Source organism: Blastomonas sp. 34TW (assembly GCF_059803595.1).
Window position 1 is genome coordinate 158,264 of the sequence record NZ_JAPFGW010000002.1, and the last position, 18,191, is coordinate 176,454.

At 64.6% G+C, this 18,191-nt stretch carries 15 protein-coding genes; 8 read left to right on the forward strand and 7 right to left on the reverse strand.

Annotated features, from left to right (window positions below):
• Positions 1–18: 18 nt before the first annotated feature.
• Together OPU69_RS03975 and OPU69_RS03980 are read right to left on the reverse strand one after the other, a co-directional pair.
• Positions 19–1,563, reverse strand: coding sequence for a DUF4139 domain-containing protein (locus OPU69_RS03975; RefSeq protein WP_498509421.1), 1,545 nt, complete (start codon positions 1,561–1,563; stop codon positions 19–21).
• Between the two features lie 167 nt (positions 1,564–1,730).
• A complete protein-coding gene (locus OPU69_RS03980; protein ID WP_498509422.1) occupies positions 1,731–3,137 on the reverse strand; it encodes a DUF4139 domain-containing protein in 1,407 nt (468 codons plus the stop codon).
• A gap of 106 nt (positions 3,138–3,243) precedes the next feature.
• Between OPU69_RS03980 and xth the strand changes: the two genes are divergently transcribed.
• From xth to OPU69_RS03995, 3 genes are all read left to right on the forward strand, one after another.
• Positions 3,244–4,035 (forward strand): exodeoxyribonuclease III, encoded by a 792-nt coding sequence (gene xth, locus OPU69_RS03985; protein ID WP_498509586.1) that lies wholly within the window; start codon positions 3,244–3,246, stop codon positions 4,033–4,035.
• Between the two features lie 334 nt (positions 4,036–4,369).
• A complete protein-coding gene (locus OPU69_RS03990; protein WP_498509423.1) occupies positions 4,370–4,828 on the forward strand; it encodes a hypothetical protein in 459 nt (152 codons plus the stop codon).
• Positions 4,825–5,214 carry a hypothetical protein gene (locus OPU69_RS03995; RefSeq protein WP_498509424.1) on the forward strand — a complete coding sequence of 130 codons (390 nt, stop codon included), beginning with the start codon at positions 4,825–4,827 and terminating at the stop codon, positions 5,212–5,214. Before OPU69_RS03990 ends, OPU69_RS03995 begins: the two co-directional genes overlap by 4 nt.
• Positions 5,215–5,283: 69 nt before the next feature.
• Here OPU69_RS03995 and OPU69_RS04000 read toward each other — a convergent pair whose 3' ends face one another.
• Positions 5,284–6,897, reverse strand: a complete 1,614-nt coding sequence (locus OPU69_RS04000; protein ID WP_498509425.1) for a peptidoglycan DD-metalloendopeptidase family protein — start codon at positions 6,895–6,897, stop codon at positions 5,284–5,286.
• A gap of 245 nt (positions 6,898–7,142) precedes the next feature.
• Here OPU69_RS04000 and OPU69_RS04005 point away from each other — a divergent pair, with 245 nt between their 5' ends.
• The 5 genes from OPU69_RS04005 (at position 7,143) to OPU69_RS04025 (ending at position 12,351) form a co-directional block, all read left to right on the forward strand.
• A complete protein-coding gene (locus OPU69_RS04005; protein ID WP_498509426.1) occupies positions 7,143–9,695 on the forward strand; it encodes a helicase-related protein in 2,553 nt (850 codons plus the stop codon).
• Positions 9,688–10,008, forward strand: coding sequence for an RNA-binding S4 domain-containing protein (locus OPU69_RS04010; protein ID WP_230962313.1), 321 nt, complete (start codon positions 9,688–9,690; stop codon positions 10,006–10,008). The genes OPU69_RS04005 and OPU69_RS04010 overlap by 8 nt, the downstream gene beginning before the upstream one ends.
• A gap of 153 nt (positions 10,009–10,161) precedes the next feature.
• Positions 10,162–10,500 (forward strand): ferredoxin FdxA, encoded by a 339-nt coding sequence (fdxA, locus tag OPU69_RS04015; protein ID WP_060979427.1) that lies wholly within the window; start codon positions 10,162–10,164, stop codon positions 10,498–10,500.
• Positions 10,501–10,947: 447 nt separating this feature from the next.
• On the forward strand, positions 10,948–11,475 hold the full coding sequence (locus OPU69_RS04020) for a CarD family transcriptional regulator (RefSeq protein ID WP_023837598.1): 528 nt from the start codon (positions 10,948–10,950) through the stop codon (positions 11,473–11,475).
• A gap of 249 nt (positions 11,476–11,724) precedes the next feature.
• The gene (locus OPU69_RS04025) at positions 11,725–12,351 is read left to right on the forward strand and encodes a DUF2306 domain-containing protein (protein ID WP_498509427.1); all 627 of its coding nucleotides are present in this window, start codon (positions 11,725–11,727) and stop codon (positions 12,349–12,351) included.
• A 7-nt stretch (positions 12,352–12,358) separates the two neighbouring features.
• Here the strand turns inward: OPU69_RS04025 and OPU69_RS04030 are convergent, their stop codons facing one another.
• The 4 genes from OPU69_RS04030 to lptF form a co-directional block, all read right to left on the reverse strand.
• A complete protein-coding gene (locus OPU69_RS04030; RefSeq protein ID WP_498509428.1) occupies positions 12,359–14,182 on the reverse strand; it encodes an AMP-dependent synthetase/ligase in 1,824 nt (607 codons plus the stop codon).
• A gap of 97 nt (positions 14,183–14,279) precedes the next feature.
• On the reverse strand, positions 14,280–15,818 hold the full coding sequence (locus tag OPU69_RS04035) for a lipopolysaccharide biosynthesis protein (RefSeq protein WP_498509429.1): 1,539 nt from the start codon (positions 15,816–15,818) through the stop codon (positions 14,280–14,282).
• 10 nt (positions 15,819–15,828) lie between these two features.
• Positions 15,829–16,926 carry an LPS export ABC transporter permease LptG gene (lptG, locus tag OPU69_RS04040; protein ID WP_498509430.1) on the reverse strand — a complete coding sequence of 366 codons (1,098 nt, stop codon included), beginning with the start codon at positions 16,924–16,926 and terminating at the stop codon, positions 15,829–15,831.
• A gap of 10 nt (positions 16,927–16,936) precedes the next feature.
• Positions 16,937–18,142 carry an LPS export ABC transporter permease LptF gene (gene lptF, locus OPU69_RS04045; RefSeq protein WP_060979463.1) on the reverse strand — a complete coding sequence of 402 codons (1,206 nt, stop codon included), beginning with the start codon at positions 18,140–18,142 and terminating at the stop codon, positions 16,937–16,939.
• Between the last annotated feature and the right edge of the window lie 49 nt (positions 18,143–18,191).

The window sequence follows — 18,191 nt, forward strand, 5'->3', positions numbered from 1 at the left end:
TGGCGCCGCAATCGGCGCTCAGCGATATTTCGAGCGGCTCTGGTAGCTGATCGTGGCACGGTCATTGGCGGGCACGGTCACCTGCCAGACATGCTTGCCGTCCTTGCGAATCAGCTTGCCCGTGGCATTGCGGATATCGGTATCGGCGATTTGAGCGAGATCGATTTCGGCGGTGACGGGTTCGGCACTGGCATTGGTGAGTTCGAGCGCATAGCCGTCCCAGCCACCCTTGGCCGCCACTATCTTGCGCGTCGATGCCAGCCGCACCGCCGGACTGGCGCCGATGGTGAACTTCACCTCCTGCCCCACCGCATAATCGCGCATCCGGCCCTGGCCGATCAGCAGGCCGTTGCCGCCATCCCGGTCGAACACCGCGATGCGGCCCGAAGGTAGCGGCAGGCCGAGGCCGCTCGCGGTCTTGTTGTCCATGCGCAGCTCGATCTGGAGGGCGCGCGGCTCGCCCTCGCCATAGGCTATCGCGTTGCCGCGAAAGACCAGCCGTGCGGGCACGTTCTGCTTGGCGAGCAGCCGCACCTGCTTCTGCCCCCTGGCCGCAACGGTCGAGCGGAAGGGCACGCGATAGAGCTTCAGATCGCCCAGCGCCTCCAGCTCCGCCTCCACATTGCGCGAGGCGGTGACCATGATGTCCATCGCCTCGCCGCGCACCGCGCCCGTCCGCGCCATCATCGCCGGGGCAGGCGGTGGAGGCGGAGGCGGAGGCGGGGGAGGCGGCACGGGATAGGCCATGCCTTCCGCCGTACTGCCCTGCGGCCAGCACTGAATAGCGAGTGGTGCCGCGCGGGGCCGATCCGCCAGATTGCGCATCGGCTGGCGGGTGTTGAGCGTGCCCGCGATCACCAGCAGCTCGGCATCGGCAAAGCTCTCGCCATTGCCATTGGCCAGCGTCAGCCAGGAAAACAGGTCGAGCGACTTTCCGTCCGCGCCCAGCTTCACGACATAATCGGCGTTCCAGTCGAAGCCCGAGGCGAGATAGGTCAACGTCACCTCGACCGTTGCGGCCTCGGGCGAGACGGTGTCGACCGACAGCACGGGCGTTGCGAACAGCCCGGCGGGCAGGTCGGTATAGACGACGCGCTCGGGCAGGCCCGAACATTGCAGTGCCTCGATGCCGCTATCGGTCTGGACCACCAGCGCGCCGCGCGATCCGCTGCGGATCACCGCCTGCTGCTCGGTCCGCTCGCCGGTCGCCGGATCGGTGCGTTGCAGCGTCACCCGGTTGCCGAGCGACCCATCGACCAGCGCGCCAGGCGAGAGCAGCTTTTTGTCGCGATTCTGCTCGATGATCCCGCCGGGCAGCCCGCGGATCACGGCGGAGACCGCGACCATGCCCTCTGCGACGCCTGCAAAGCGGATCGTCGAGGGGCCTGCGGGAACGCTGATTGTGCGCTTTTCGGTGACGACCGCGAAACCGTTGAGGAAATTGAGGTTCATCCCCCCGCCATTGCCGCGCTGCGGATCGCGATAGATGGTGACCGCGACCGAATCGGGCCTAGGAGACACGACTTCGGGGCGGGTTTGGGCCTGGGCGGGGGTAAGGACCACTCCAACTCCAGCCAAGATCAATGCCATCAAAGACCCCAGCACCCACCCCCGTTTGTCCCGAGCGTGTCGAGGGACGGCACGCAACCCTCGCCGATTACGTCCCTCGACTTCGCTCAGGACAAACGGAAAGGAGGCGGGTGGCTTGTGGCGCATTTCGAGATCTCAGATCAATACCGCGTCTCGAAGGTCGCGGTAACCTCTGCCGCCCCATTGGCAGGCACATTCACCGCCCAGACCACCGCATTGCTGTTGCGCCGTTCGCTCTTCAGGCTCTCGGTCACCACCCGCGTGTCGGTCCAGCCGAAGTCGAGCCCCGCCTGCATCAGGTCCACCACCACCGCAGCATCGCGCGCATTGGTCAGTTCGTAGCGCATGCTCGTCTGCCATTTCGTGCTCGAAAGCCGCTTGCGCTCGACCACCGTGCTCTTGACCTTCACGTCGAACGCCTCGCCGGTCTTGAGCGCGAGTGCGCTGCCCATCGGCGTGTGGTCGATCGCGTTCTCGCCGATGAACTGCGGCGCGCCGCGCTGGTCGCGCTGGTAGAAGCGCACCGATCCGGCGGGTAGCGCATCGCCCAGGCCGCCCGACTTGCTCGAGCTGAACTTGACGACCGTGTCTGCACTGCGCGGTTCGTTGACGCTCGCCAGCCAGCCGACCCGATATTCATAGGCACGCGACGCGGGCACGCCCTGCACGTCGAGAAAATTGACCTGCTTGGTTTGGCGGTCGGCGATGGTCGTGCGCCCGACCGGATACAGGTAATAATCGCCGAGCCGTTCGCGGTTCGCGGTCTCGGTCCCGGCGCTGCGGATGTTGCGCCCGCGACTGCCGAAACCGGACGCGCCCTGCGGATCGCCCGCGACCAGCAGCGTATCGGCATTGCGATAGGTCGTCCCCGAACTGTTCGATAGCGTCACCCAGCCCTGCACGTCGATGCTGCCCTTGGCCTCATCGAACAGCGCGACATAATCCGCCGACCAGCCAAGGCCGCCGGTCAGGTAACGGATCGCTGCATCGCGCTGGCCTGCGCGCTGGCTGTCCACGGTGATCGACAGCGTCGGGCGCGCGCGCAAATTCTCGGGCACCTTGTCGAACACCGCGCGCACCGGCAGGCCATCGTCGCGCAGCACCTCGATACGGTTCCCGATCTGGACGACGACGCCCTCATTGACCGACAGCACCTTGGCGCGCTCGCGCGTTTCCGCGCCGGTCGCCGGATTGGTGCGGACGAGCGTGATCGTCTCGCCCACCGCCTTTTCCATCAGCTTGCCGGGGGTCAGCAGGTCGTAATCGAAATTCTGCTCGACGATGGTCGCGCCATCGGCGGCGAGGCTGACCGTTTCGGGCCGGATCTGCGCGGAGACATCAGGAAATTCGAGCCGGCTGGTGCCGCCCGCGATATTAAGCTTGCGGATGTCCTGCACCAAAGAGATGCCGCCGTTGTACACCGTGACCGAGACATTGCCCTGCGTGCTCGGCGCATTGGGATCGGTCGCGTCCTGGGCGAGCGCGGGGCTGAGAATAGTCAGGCCGAGCGCGGCCGCTCCGATCGAGAACCGAGACGAACGCCGCATGATGACCTCCCCAGATATGTCGCCGGATCGTGGCTTATGCGGGCGCAAATGAACAGGGGCTAAATGGCTGGGCAAGCGCCGACGCTGCAGCTAAGACAGCGCCATGTTGCGCATCGCCTCGTACAATATCAACGGCATCAAGGCCCGTCTGCCGCGCCTGCTCGAATGGCTGGAAGAGACCCGCCCGCATGTCGCCTGCCTGCAGGAGATCAAGACGCAGGATGAGGGCTTTCCCGCGTCCGAGTTCGAGAAGCTCGGTTATGGTGCGATCTGGCACGGGCAGAAGGGCTTCAATGGCGTCGCCATCCTGGCGCGCGATTGCGTGCCGGTCGAGGTGCAGCGCGGGCTGGAGGGCGAACCCGAGGACGATCATTCGCGCTATCTGGAGGCCGATGTGCACGGGCTTCGCGTCGCGTGCATCTACTTGCCCAACGGCAATCCGCAGCCGGGGCCGAAATTCGATTACAAACTGCGCTGGATGGAGCGCCTGCGCAAGCGGGCCGCGCAGATACTGGCCGAAGAGGTGCCTGCGGTGCTGGCAGGCGATTACAACGTCATCCCGCGCGACAATGACGTCTATTCGGTTCGCGCCATGGCATCCGACGCGCTGATGCAGCCCGAAAGTCGCGCCGGATACCGAAGGATCCTTGCAGACGGCTGGACTGACCCTATCGGAACACTACGCCCCGGCGGCGGAGTGTGGACATATTGGGACTATCAGGCGGGCGCCTGGCAGCGCGACCACGGTTTCCGCATCGATCACCTTCTGCTCAGCCCCGCCGCCGCCGACCGCCTGAGCGCGATCGGCGTCGACAAGGACCACCGCGGTCGCGAAAAGGCCAGCGACCACGCGCCCACCTGGGTGGAGCTGCGAGCCACACCAAAGGCACATTTTTAGGCGCTTGCAGGCAAAGCCCAGGTTCCGGAAATGCTGTCTGGCAGGGTTAATTGTTGAAATGCCGTGGAAAATTTAGCGAGATCAGCATTAATGCTAATGGCAAAATAGGCGTCTGTTCAATCGATTATGCCCCTTCTAAAGATCTGTGGATCTTGCTAAATTTTCAATCCAGCATGCTTCCTTCGAGAGTAAGGATGACAATTTTCGTACTTTTTCCTTCATTAGGTGAACATAAGAGCTTGCGATAGAGCAAGAACAAAGCCAACATAGCGATGGCCTGAAGCAAATCGACCTGACTGAGGCGGTGGAGGTGAGTCCATTGTGCTTGTCATCCATGAGTATTGTTTTGCGTTCTGCTAGTTTCGGGCTTGCTTGTCTCCTCACTTTACAGGGGGTAGATGCCCAGGATATGCCGCGGCTTTATGGGCTCCAGCGTCCGGTGTTGGCGGCAGAAAGGCTGCAGTTCGCTAAGAACACTAAATTGATTGCCCGGCTTGAGCAGGGTATAACAGCAAAAAATGCTTCGATTGCCCGACTCATTGGTGAAGTTTTATCGCTCAAAGAGTCATTAAAGAATGATGGTTCTTATTTTCCAGCTGAGGATTTTGATCCCCCCCTTTCTCCTCCTGCAGCGGCGACGGATTCAACAATAGAGCTTCAGCGTCAGCGGATAGAGGTTCTTACGATCGAATTGCAAAACCGCATTGAAATCGAGAAACGCCTTAAAAAACGGTGCGGTGAACTTCATGAAGCGATACGTCGAATGAGGAAAAATGGGGGGAGGCGCAATTGACCACGCATCAACCTGACGCGGACGCGCAGCTTATAAAAGAAGCTAAGGAGGCTATCCAGGAATTCCCGAAGTCGTCGGCAACGACGGAGCAAGGCGATGCGACGCCCAGTTGGTGGTCGACTTCAAATGCAATGACAATGTCATCCGTGGTTCTATTGTTCGGAATTATTGTTTTGGGGCTGGCAGCTTGGCTTGTGCGGGCTGGGCACTCAGCTACATCCGTTCTGCGGGTTTTTGGTACCGTCCTGGTGATCGTTATGGTAACGTTTTTAGTTGTCGCGGGCTATGATGACAAGCAGATAGCTGCTCCATTAGGGCTTCTTGGAACAATAGTCGGTTATTTACTTGGTCGAGACGTCCAGCGGCCGTCCTTGCCCAAGGAGTAACGACCTTGGCTGTCTCAAGCAGCAGTTTTTGCTGCGTGGTTTTGAAGGAGGGTCGACGGCGATGAGCTTCTAAGCGATCGTCGTGCCTTCGATCCGCTCGATCTCGCGCTTGGGCTCGTCCTGCTTGGCGGCGGGCGGCGGGGTGAGCGATTGGAGTGCTGCTCCCGGCGTCACGCCCAGCAGCTGCTTCAGCCTCGCGCGGAAATTGGCCAGCTCGCTGCCCGAAAGCTGCGCACGGGTGGTGAATTTCACCGAATTGGGATCGACCGCGCGGCCACCGCGATAGAGTTCGTAATGCAGGTGCGGACCGGTCGACAGGCCGGTCGAACCGACATAGCCGATCACCTGGCCGCGCCGCACGCGCATGCCGCTGCTCACTGCGATGCGGCTCATATGGCCATAGCCCGTGGCGATATTGCCGCCATGCGCGATGCGCACGAAATTGCCATAGCCGCCCTTGCGTCCGGCATAGTTCACTACGCCATCCGCGGTCGCATAGATCGGCGCGCCCGATCCGGCCTTGAAGTCGATGCCGCTGTGCATGCGGCGGAAGCCCAGGATCGGGTGGCGGCGATAGCCGAAACCCGATGTCACCGCACCGTTGACGGGGCGGGCGAACTCGCCGCGCGTCTCGCCGACGCCCGAGGCCTCGAACCATTGCACGTTGTTGCCAGTCTTCCAGCGCAGCATCTGCGCGCGCGGCTTGCCGCTGCGCTCGAGGCCCGCATAGAGCAGATCGCCCAGCTCCACCTCGCCGGTGGCGGCGCGCTTGTAGTCGACGATGATGTCGAACTGGTCGGTCGAGCGGATGTCGTTGCCGATCGAAAGCTGCGTCGCCAGCGTGCGCAGATAGGCCTGGATCGCAGAGGGCGGTGCCCCTGCGGCGCGCGCCGAACGGTACAGGCTGGAGCCGACCGTGCCGCGAATGCGCAAGGGTGTTGCATCGACCAGGATCGGCTTTTGCACCAGATCAAGCGCCGAGCCTGCGCGGACGATCTCGACATTGAGGTCGAAGCGCGCGCGGAAGGCGATGTTTTCGACCGGGCGCGGCTGGTTGCGCGCGAAGCGGCGGCCCAAGGTGATGTCGATGCGGGTGCCGTCGCGAATGTCGTCGAGCGGCACCACCGAGGAGACGAGATTGGCCACCGCCTGCGCATCGCCGCTGCCCACGCCCGCGCGCTGCATCACGCGCATGAAGCTGTCGCCGCGACCAATGGTGGCGGCGAGTTCGATCGTCGGGCGTTCAGGAGCCTGGCGCAGCGCGACGACCGCATCGGTCGCGGCCATGGCGCGGCCGGTGTCGCTGCCGAATGCCATCGGCATGATCATCTGGCTGCGCAATTCCTCGCGCGCGGCAGGGGCCGGCGCAGTGGCGGCAGCGCCGATCGGGCTGACGCCGGGCCACAGGGCATAGGCTCCGGTGCACAGCAGGCACAGGGTGCCGAGCCCGCGAAACCATTCGAGGCTGCCGATATTCTGACCGAGATCGGGCGTCCAGTTGGTGTCGTGGATGAACTGGCGGGTGCGGGAAAGCCGCTCCTTGAGCGCCTTGATACCGGTCGCCGGGGCGGGCAGGGCTGGGGCAGGCTGAGCGGGCCGGGTCGGCGTCGGGAGCACATCGGCCAGCGACAATCTGGCACTGGCGGCACCGGCCCCCAAAAGCTGTTCGCGTTGCTGAAACAAGACCGACCCCTTGCCGCCATTCCTCCCGTGCTGATCTCGAAAGACCGGCGCGATGGCGTTTTCCTCGCCGCAATCTGTGTGGACATCACCGGTTAAAGTCAAATTAACCCGGGGTGTAAAACCCTGTCTGCGGGATCAGCGGTGCAAGAAGCCCGATCAGCAGCGCAACCTATCCACAGGGCTTTGCACAGGGGTCTTGCAATGGCGGGAAGCTGCCATGATGTAGGAAGCTGGAGGCTGCTCCCATGACCCGATTTTCGCCGAGCCCAGTCACAGCCGTGCTGGGCCCGACCAACACCGGCAAGACGCACCTCGCGATCGAGCGGATGTGCGCGCATTCCAGCGGCCTGATCGGCTTTCCGCTTCGCCTGCTCGCACGCGAGGTCTATGACCGGGTGGTGAAGATCAAGGGACCGCACGAGGTCGCTTTGGTCACCGGCGAGGAACGGATCGTGCCCCCTGGCGCGCGCTGGTTCCTCTCGACCGCCGAAAGCATGCCGCTCGACCAAGGGCGCGATTTCGCCTTTGTTGCGATCGACGAGGCGCAGCTGGGCGCGCATCCCGAACGCGGGCATGTGTTCACCGACCGCGTGCTCAACGCGCGCGGACGCGACGAGACGATGATTCTGGGTTCCGAAGCCATGGCGCCGATGATCCGCGCGCTGGTGCCCGATGCCGAGATCATCGGCCGCCCGCGCTTTTCGACGCTCAGCTATGCCGGAATCAAGAAGCTCTCGCGCCTGCCGCCGCGCAGCGCGATCGTCGCGTTCTCGGCGGAGGAAGTGTACGCGGTCGCCGAGATGCTGCGGCGCTTTCGCGGCGGCGCGGCGGTGGTCATGGGCGCCTTGAGTCCCGCGACGCGCAACGCTCAGGTCGCGATGTACCAGGCGGGCGAGGTCGATTATCTCGTCGCCACCGATGCGATCGGCATGGGGCTCAACATGGATGTCGAGCATGTCGCCTTTGCCTCGCTGCACAAATATGACGGCGCGCGCCGCCGGCGGCTGACGCTGGCGGAAATGGCGCAGATCGCCGGACGTGCCGGGCGCCACCAGCGCGACGGCACCTTCGGATCGGTCGCCGGCCATCACGATGCGCAGTTCACCGATGAGGAGATCGAGCGGATCGAGCAGCACAGCTTTCCGCCGCTCAAGTCGCTGTTCTGGCGCGAATCGCGGCTGCGTTTCGACAGCTTGGGCACCTTGATCGCCGATCTCGAGCGGTTGCCCTCGAGCCCGGTGCTGAAACCCGCGCCGGAAGCGATCGATCTTGCCGTGCTGCGCCGCCTGGCCGACGATTCCCAGGTCGCGGCGAGCGTGCGCGGAACGGCTGCAGTGCGGCGTTTCTGGTCGGTATGCTCGCTGCCCGATTTCCAGCATCGCGGCGCGGAGCATCACGCCAATTTCGTCGCGCAGCTCTGGCAACATCTGGGCCAGGGGCTGGGCCACATTCCGGTCGATTTCATCGCGCGCAAGATCGCCGATCTCGATTCGGTGCAGGGCGATGTCGAGAAGCTGGGCGCGCGCATCGCGGCGATCCGCACCTGGGCCTATGTCGCGCAGCGCCGCGACTGGCTCGCCGATCCCGCCGAGATGGCGGGACGCGCGCGCGAGGTCGAGGAGCGATTGTCCGATGCGCTGCATCGCGCGCTGGCGCAGCGCTTCGTCGACCGGCGCACCGCGGTGCTGCTGCGGGGCCTGGGCGGCGATGCGTCGCTCCTGCCCGTCACGCTGGAAGAAGGCGATGCGATCTGCGTCGATGGCGAGCCGATCGGGCATCTGAACGGCTTTTCCTTCGTGGTCGATGCGCAGGCGCGGCTGGCCGACCGCAAGCTGCTCGTCGCCGCAGCAGACCGCCACCTGCCCGGCCTGCTGGCGCGGCGCGCGCGCGACCTCATCGCGGATGGGCCCAAGGCGCTCGCTATCGGCGCGGATGACAAGGGGCGGCCGGCAATGTTTTGGCGCGGGCAGCGCATAGGCCTGCTCGTGCGCGGGGCTTCGCTCGGCCATCCGCGCTTCCAGCCCGACCGCGCGCTCGATGCCATTCTGCGGCCCGATCGCGAGGCGCTGCTCGCGCATATCGGTACCTGGCTCGAAGCGCATCTGCGCAAGGCACTTGGCCCGGTCCGTGCGCTGACCAGGGCCGCGGAGGACAGGCGCTGCTCGGGCCCGTTGCGGGCGCTGCTGGTGCAACTGGTCGAGGCAGGCGGGGCAATCGCGCGGACCGAGGCCGAGCCGCTGATCGCCGCGCTCGATGCGCCTTCGCGGCAGGTGCTGCAGCGGCTGGGCGTGCGTCTGGGCAGTCTCGACATTTTCTGCGCTGCGATGATCCGGCCGGATTGCCAGGCGATGCTGCGGCTGATGCGCGCGGTGCGATCGGGCACAGTACTGCCGCAAGCACTTGATCCTGCCGTCGAGAGCCTGCGCACGGTCGTTCCGACATCGGCGCTGCCGGGCGAGGGACACCCGGCCTACCGCATGCTCGGCGATCAGGCGCTGCGCGTCGATATGGCGGAAAAGCTGATCCGCGCCGCGCATGACGGCAAGGGCGAGGCGCAGAGCTTCGCCATCGATCCTGCGCTCGCGATCTCGATGGGGCTGAGTTCCGCCAATGCCGAACGGCTGATGCGCGCGGCAGGCTTCCGGCGCGATGCGGCCAAGGGCGAAGGCGCGGCGGACAAGCAAAAGTTATGGCGCTGGCGGGGGCTGGCGCGCAAGAAGAAGCAGGCTCCAGCGGCGGAGCAGGAGCATCGGGGACATTTTGCCGCGCTGAAGGAATGGAAGGTGGCGATTGGCTGAAAAGGGCGGCGGAGCATCCTCATCGATCGGCAGCACGGGCGCGCATATGCGCATGGACCTGCTGCTCTGGTATCTGCGGCTGGTGCGCAGCCGGTCGCAAGGCAAGATGCTCGCCGAACAGGGGGTGATCCGCAGCAACGGCAATCGCGTGGTCAAGGCGCATCACGCGGTGCGCTGCGGCGATATCCTCACCGTGCCGCAAGGCTCGCGCGTGTTGGTGCTGCAGATCGATCAGCTGCCCTGGCGACGCGGCCCGGCAGACGAGGCGCTGGCCTGCTACAGCGAACCCGGCGAGGTTCGCGCCACCGGCTAAAGCACGGCTTTGGCACCCCAAGGCAGCGCCATATTGACGCGTCGGCCTTGTCACAATAGCAAGGCGCCCAGAATCACTGCGGCATGACCATGCCATCACCACGCCCGACCGGCCTTGCGCGCCGGCACGCATTCAGGGGAGCGATCACAGCCGATGACCTATGTTGTCACCGACGCCTGCATCAAGTGCAAATATATGGACTGCGTCGAAGTCTGTCCGGTGGACTGCTTCTACGAGGGCGAGAACATGCTGGTGATCAACCCCAGCGAGTGCATCGACTGCGGTGTGTGCGAACCCGAATGCCCGGCCGAAGCGATCCTGCCCGATACCGAAGACGGCCTGGAAAAATGGCTCGAGCTCAACACCAAGTACAGCGCCGAATGGCCGAACATCACGGTCAAGCGCGACAGCCCGCCCGATGCGGACGAGTACAAGGGCAAGGACGGCAAGTACGAAGCCTATTTCTCGCCTGAACCCGGCGAAGGCGACTGATCGACAGGGTGGGTTCGATCGGTCTTGCTGATCGACCCGTGCGTTGTACGCCTACCCATCCCCAGCCCCTCCCTTGCAGGGAGGGGAGCTATCCGGCATCGACAATCTAGCTATTCCCCTCCCTGGACAGGGAGGGGCAAGGGGTGGGTCGTCTGCGCCGACCTCTTTTTGAGAGTTTTCGCACTGCCCCGCTGCAAACGTTGGCGGTTTCCGTAGCGTAATTCCCCCAACACGATTGTATTTTTGTTCGCAGCCCCCATCTAGGACCGGAATGGCCATTACGGGGTGGCTATTTTGTGACGAATCTGTTAAGTCCGGCCTATTGGCGCAGCGGGTTTGCGCTGATGGGTGTCCCACATTCGGCACATTTTGAGGAGAATAGCTCGAACGGCTGACATGCGAGTTCGAAAAGGCTCCCGCTTCCCCTGAATACAGAAAGGTTTTTGAATGGCCGCCAAAGCGCTGTCTTTTGATGTAGGCGATTATGTGGTTTATCCCAAGCACGGTGTCGGCCGTGTTGTGGAACTTCAGAAGGAAGAAATTGCCGGCATGCAGCTCGAGCTGTACGTGCTGCGCTTCGAAAAGGAACGGATGACCCTGCGCGTTCCTGTGAACAAGGTCGAAAGCATCGGCATGCGCAAGCTGTCGTCGGACAAGACGCTGCGCGAAGCGATGGAAACGCTGAAGAGCAAGCCCAAGGTCAAGCGCACCATGTGGTCGCGCCGCGCCCAGGAATATGAAGCGAAGATCAATTCGGGCGACCTCGTCTCGATCGCCGAAGTGACGCGCGATCTGTTCCGTCCCGACGACCAGCCCGAGCAGAGCTATTCGGAGCGGCAGATTTTCGAAGCCGCCTCGAGCCGTCTGGCCCGCGAACTGGCTGCAATGGAAAAGACCGACGAGCCCGCCGCGCTCAAGAAGATCCTCGAGATCCTGAACGCCGCCGCGCCGCAGTACTACGAAGCCGCCGAATAAGCGCTTTGGCGTTCGACGCATCAGCAAGACCCCGGATTGGCAGAGGCCGATCCGGGGTCTTGCTTTGTGTGGAGATCGATCGCTATCCGTCATTCCCGCGAACGCGGGAATCCCGCTTGTTCAGCATCGGTAGCACAGAAGCGGGACCCCCGCTTTCGCGGGGGTGACGAGGAAGGCGGTGTGCCGAGACCGGTTGCGATGCCTTTCGGCTTGAGGCACGCTGGCGCAAAGCCATCAGGGGGAGCCGTCGTGACAAGCCAGGCCTGGCCGCCGATCGATCATCGTCCGGGTCTGACCGTGCCCGCGCTGCTGTTCTGGGCGGCCGTGCTCTCGACGCTGCCGGTGCTCTGGCTCAACGTTCTGCCCGCGCTCGGTGGCGGCGCGCAGCGGGGCCATGCTGATCACAGCCTGTGGATCGTGCTGCATGCGCTGACCGGATTTCTGACGCTCGTCTCGGGATTCCTGGCGCTGTACATGGGTTGGACCCGCGCGGCGTTCGACTATCACCGCCATACCGGCTGCACCTATGTCGGCGCGGGCATGACCATGGCGTTCGTCGCGCTATTTCTCGCGATCAGCGACCCACACCGCAATCTCGCCAGCGGCTGGGCGACAGGCACGCTTGCAGTGGTCTGGCTCATCGCCACCTCGATGGGCTGGTGGCGAGGCAGCCAGAAGCGCTGGCGTGTCCACCAGATGTGGATGATCCGGTCGATGGTGCTGACCTGGACCTTCGTCTTCTGCCGCCTGGCGCAGCGGCTGGGCGACATGGACGGGATCGCTCCGGCGTTCGGCATCTGGGCCTATTGGGTCGGGCCGCTGCTCATCGCGGAGATCAGCCTGCAGCTCTGGAACCGCCGCAGCCCCGCCCGCTGACGCGACCTCAGCTCTTGTACAGGCTGTCCAGCCGCTCCTGATAGCGCCCGCGGATGACATGCCGCCGGATCTTCATCGACGGCGTCATCTCGCCATTCTCGATCGTGAAAGGCTCGTCGGCGAAATTGAACTGTCGCACCTTCTCGATCACCGACAGCTCGGCATTCACCCGGTCGATCGCCGAGCGCACCGCTGCCTTGAACTGCGGATTGGCCTGGAGCGCGGCGAAATCGACCTTGAGACCCTGCGCGCTCGCCCATTCCATCGTCCATTCGGGATCAGGCACGACCAGCCCGACCAGATAGGGCCGCCGGTCGCCGACGACCATCGCCTGATGGATTTCGGGCTGCAACGTCAGCATGCCCTCGACCTTTTGCGGCGAGACATTGTCGCCCTTGTCGTTGACGATCAGGTCCTTCTTGCGATCGGTGATCGCGATCCGCCCAGCCTCATCGATATAACCGATGTCGCCGGTGTGCAGCCAGCCGTCCTTGAGCACGCGCGCGGTCTCTTCGGGGTTCTGCCAGTAGCCGTGCATCACGAGTTCGCCGCGCACCAGGATCTCGCCATCCTCGGCAATGCGCACCTCGGTATCGGCCAGCGGCGGGCCGACCGTGTCCATCTTGATCCCGACCCTCGGGCGATTGCACGCGATGATCGGTGCTGCCTCGGTCTGGCCATAGCCCTGCAGCAGCGTGATGCCGAGTGCGTGAAAGAACACGCCGATCTCGGGATTGAGCGGCGCGCCACCCGAGACCATCGCCTTGACCCGTCCCCCGAACCGCGCCTGGATCTTGGGGCGCAGGCTTTTCGAGAGGATGAAGTCCATCGGCTTGTCGAGCACGCCATCCCTTCCGGCGAGCTGCTTCTCGCCCAGCGCCATTGCGCGCTCGAAGAGGAAATTGGCGACCTTGCCCTGTTTCTGGATCTGCTTGAGGATACGCGCACGCAGCACCTCGAACAGGCGCGGCACTACCACCATCAGCGTCGGGCGCACCTCCTCGATATTGCTGGCGAGCTTTTCGAGCCCTTCGGAATAATAGATCTGCGCGCCCAGCCCGATCGGGAAGAACTGTCCTGCGCTGTGCTCATAGGCGTGGGAGAGCGGCAGGAACGACAGGAAGACCTCGTCGTCCCAGCCGAAATCCTCGGAGATGACGCGGGTGGGGCCCGCGATATTGTGCAGGATCGCGCCATGGTGCTGCATCACCCCGCGCGGCGCCCCGCCGGTGCCGCTGGTATAGATGATGCACGCGGTGTCCTGCCGCGTGAGCGTCGCCGCATCGGCACGGACGGCAGGCATCAGTTCGGCCTGGCGCGCGGCATCGCCGGTCACCAGATCGGACCAGTTGTGCGCGCGGAAGCGGCTGGCCTGGCCGACCTTGACCGGCTCCATGCCGATCACGTGCCAGGCATTGCCTGCGCGCAGCACCGCCGGCAGCAATGTGCGAGCCAATTTCGCATCGGAGACGATGACGGCGCGCGCGCCCGAATTGTCGAGAATGTGCTGGTGGTCGCGCTCGGTATTGGTGGTGTAGGTCGGCACGGTGACGCAGCCAGCGGCCATGATCGCCAGGTCCGCGATGCACCATTCGGGACGGTTCTCGCTCACCAGCATCACCCGGTCGCCGCGCTGCAGCCCCATGTCCTTGAGCGCGTGCGCCAGTTCCGCGACCTGACCCGCCGCTTGCCGCCAGCTGATCGGCGTCCACGCACCGCCGCGCTTGGCCCAGAGGAACGGCGCATCGCCCAGCTCGTCGGCGCGCGCAAAGAACAGGTCGAGCAGGTTGTTGAAACGGGCAAACTGGTCGAGCGATTTGTTGGCGATCACCGGGTCAGGGCTCCTCTGGCTGCCGCGTTCATGTCTGCGGTCTTTGGACTACGGGTCTAGCGGGCTTTGGGTGCAGGGGCAATCAGGGCCGCGCGCTTCACAGCGCAAGTTTGCGCCCCGCCTTGCCCAGTGCCGCCTTGTCCTCGGCATCGAGCCCGAACTTGAGCCCCAGCCAGACCAGCGGAAAGAAACAGGCGAACTGGATCGCGGCGCGCGGCACCATGCCCAGCCCCTGGAACAGCCAGCCGACCAGCCAGAGCGCAGCAAATCCGCCCAGGCCGCAGGCGAGGGCGCGCAGGAAATGCCGGTCGAACGGACCCAGCCGATCGCTGATCCAAAGCTCGGCCACCGCCGCCCAGCTCGACACGATCACGCCCGCGCTCACCGCCAGCGCCATGCCGGTCGCGCCCATGTCATCGACCGTCAGCCAGCCGACCAGCCCGGCGACTGCGAGCCCGGCAATTGAATTGGCGAGCGGCAGCAGGCGGTGGCCGGTCATCTCGACGATCGGGGTCGCCGCGCCCAGGATCGTCTCGCCCGCGCGCCCGATCAGCAGCACGATCAGCACCGGCAGCGCATCGGCCGCCTCGGGCGAGAAGAGCAGCAGCGTCGCATCGCCGCCTGCGATCATCACCGCGGTGAGCGGCAGCACGATGATCGCGGCGATGCGGTTGGCAAAGCGATAGAGCGGTGCGATCTGGGCCTTGTCGGCAGCGCGCTGCGCAGCGCTCAAGGGCGCGAGGACATAGAGAAAGGTCTGGCGCACGATCAGCGGAACCGAGGCTATCTTGCGCGCGATGCCGAACAGACCTGCCGCGACCGCGCCGCCACCACCGCTCAGCGCAAGGCCCAGCAGTACCGGCGGCAGATCGTTGAATGCGCGGCGCGCCAGATTGGGCGGCATCGTCGCCAGGCCCGATTTCAGCGTGTCGTGGCGCAGCGCGGGCGGCATCGACGCGCGCCAGAGCAGGCCGAGATCGTAATAGCGCCCGAGCAGCCGCACCGACAACCAGGCGGTGACGCCCAGAGAGACGATATGCGCGACGAACAGCCCGAACAGCCGCACCCCCAGCGCATAGAGTGCGACCGCGACGATCAGCCGTGCGATCTGCTCCCAGAAGATGCGCAGGCGGATTTCCGGCCCGAAGGCGCGACGCGCACGCGCAGCGGCGGTGGCAATCTCGAGCGCGACGGTGAGCGGTAGTGTCCAGACGAACAGCGCGATCAGCGTAGGCAGTTGCGGGCGCATCGCCGGTTCGACCGAGAATTGCGGCGCGAGCACGGGCGCGGCGAGCGTGATGCACAAGGCGACGAATGCCGAAGGGATCACCGTCACCAGCAGCGCATAGCGCACCACGCCATGTTCGGCCTCGCGGCTGGCGGCAGACGGGATCGACCGCTGCAGCCCCTGCGCCAGCGACAATGTGGTCAGCGTCGAGAGCACGTTCACCGCCGCCCAGAGCACGACATAGCTGCCATAGGTGGCGAGGCCGAACATCCAGACGAAGGCAGGCTGGGTCACGATCTCGATGATCGCGCCCATGCGCGCCAGGCCCGAGAGCGCCGCGCCGCTCGCGACATCGGCACGGCTGACAGCGGGTGCGGGAGTGGCAGGATCGGGCGTGTCGGAGGCCACGGGCTGCGGCCTATTCCTCGGTGCGGATGAGGACGGTCTCGCCGACCATCAGGAACAGGAAGAAGGGCGACCAGGCGGCGAGGATCGGCGGATAGGCGCCCAGATTGCCCATTGCGAGCGCGAAATTGTCCGCGACGAAATAGGCAAATCCAAGCGCCATGCCGATCACCGCGCGGATGAACAGCTGGCCCGATCGCGCCAGGCCGAAGGCGGCGACTGCGCCGAGCAGCGGCATCAGCAGCGCCGAAAGCGGGCCCGACAGCTTGTGCCACAGATTCGCCTCGAGCGCGGCGGTCGGGCGACCGGCGGCCTTGAGCTCGGCGATCGCGGTCCATAGCTGCGGGAAGGACAAGCCATCGGCATTGACCTTGGAGAGCGTGAACTGATCGGGCCGCACATTGCCTGCGGTGACGATATCGCCCAGCGTCTGTTTCTGCCCGGTGGCGACATCGAACTGCGTCGCATCGGTCAGCTTCCAGCCCTTGCCGGTATAGGTCCCTTCGCTGGCCTTGATGGTCCGCGCCATGCCGCCCTGGCTGTCGCGCTGGTACACCGCGACCCCGGTCAGCCGCGTCGCATTGCCCCGGCCTTCGACGGTATCGGCCTGGATGATATTGTCGCCTTCGCGTACCCAGATGTTCGACTTCACGTTGGAATCGCGCGGGATCGGGCCGAAATCCGCCGCTTCCCAGGCATCGAGCGTCGCGGTGGCGCGGGTGAGGATGCGTTCGGAAAAGACGAAGGTGATGGCGGAGACGCCGAAGGCCGCGATCAGCAGCGGCGCGAGCACCTGATGCGCCGACAGCCCCGCCGCCTTCATCGCCACGACCTCGCTGTTCTGGTTCAGCGTCGCCAGCGTGATGATCGTCGCCAGCAGCACCGAGAAGGGCAGCACCAGATCGATGATCTGCGGCGCGCGCAGCGAGATATAGGTCAAGAGCTGCGCCTGGCCGTTGCCCGGATAGGCGAGGATCTTGCCGCTTTCGCCCAGCAGGTCGAGCGACTGCAGCACGATGAACAGCAGCGCCACCACCGCCAGGATGCTGGTGAGGAACTTGCGCGCCATATAGATGGCCACGGTGCGCGACGGGAAGAATTCGAAATGCATGTCCGCGCGCCTATTCCTGGAAGGACCGCTTGCGGCCGAAGCTGAACAGCCCGCGCACCGCCGCGCCCGATTTGGCGAAGACCTTTTCCAGCGCGCCGATCGGCTGACCGCCGGGCACGAAGGCCACCTGATAGTACATCCAGGCGATCAGCGCCGAGAACAGCGCGAACGGGACCCACAGCGCGATGATCGGGTCGACCAGCCCCAGCGCGCCGACATCTTCGCCATATTCGTTGATCTTGTGATAGGTCACGATCATCACGATCGACAGGAACACACCCAGCGCCGAGGTCGAGCGCTTGGGCGGGATCGCCAGCGCCACCGCGAGCAGCGGCATCAGCAGCATCATCACCACCTCGACCATGCGGAAATGGAAATTGGCGCGGGTTTGGTTGCGCTGTGCTTCGGGAATGCTGGCATCGGTACCGATGCGGACGAGTTCGGGGATCGTGTATTCGCGGTCCTTGCCGCCCCCGCGCCTGCGGAAGGATTCGATCTTGGGCAGGTCGATCGGCAGGTCATGGTTGCTGAAGGTCAGCACGCGCGGGGTCTTGTAGTCAGGCGAATCGTGCACCAGCGTGCCGTTGGTCAGGCGGAAGATGATCGTGTTCGGGTCATCGGTCGCCAGGAACTTGCCGCGCTCCGCCGTGACCGACAGCGACGTGCCCGACTTGGCCTCGGCACGCACGAAAATGCCGTACAGCTCGCGCCCGCCATCGCGGCTCTGCTCGATGCGCAGCGTCATCCGGTCGCCCAATTGCGTGAATTCGCCGACCTTGATCGAGGCACCCAGCGCGCCCGAGCGCAGCTCGAAGCCCAGTTCCTCATAGGCATAGCGGGCCTTGGGCTGGATATAGCCGACCAAGGCCAGGTTCACGAGCATCAGCCCGACCGCGAACATGTACGGCACGCGCAGCAGCCGGGTGTAGCTGAGGCCCACCGCGCGGAACACGTCGAGCTCCGACGACATGGCGAGCTTGCGGAACGCAAGCAGGATGCCGAGAAGCAGGCCGATCGGGATGCCGAGCGAGAGATATTCGGGCAAGAGGTTGGCGAGCATGCGCCACACGACGCTGACCGGGCCGCCTTCGGCCGCGACAAAATCGAACAGGCGCAGCATCTTGTCGAGCACCAGCAGCATGGCAGCCAGGATCAACGTGCCGACCAGCGGAAAGAAGACGAGACGGGCGATATAAGCGTCTGTGGCGGTTAGCAATTTCAACTTATTGTCGCCCTGTCACCATGATTTGGCCGCAAACGCTTCC

Bases quoted from the DNA above. Each gene is read 5' to 3' on its own strand.
- OPU69_RS03980 (WP_498509422.1), bottom strand. From the start codon at position 3,137: ATGCGGCGTTCGTCTCGGTTCTCGATCGGAGCGGCCGCGCTCGGCCTG.
- OPU69_RS03990 (WP_498509423.1), top strand. From the start codon at position 4,370: ATGAGTATTGTTTTGCGTTCTGCTAGTTTCGGGCTTGCTTGTCTCCTC.
- OPU69_RS04005 (WP_498509426.1), top strand. From the start codon at position 7,143: ATGACCCGATTTTCGCCGAGCCCAGTCACAGCCGTGCTGGGCCCGACC.
- fdxA (WP_060979427.1), top strand. From the start codon at position 10,162: ATGACCTATGTTGTCACCGACGCCTGCATCAAGTGCAAATATATGGAC.
- OPU69_RS04020 (WP_023837598.1), top strand. From the start codon at position 10,948: ATGGCCGCCAAAGCGCTGTCTTTTGATGTAGGCGATTATGTGGTTTAT.
- lptG (WP_498509430.1), bottom strand. From the start codon at position 16,926: ATGCATTTCGAATTCTTCCCGTCGCGCACCGTGGCCATCTATATGGCG.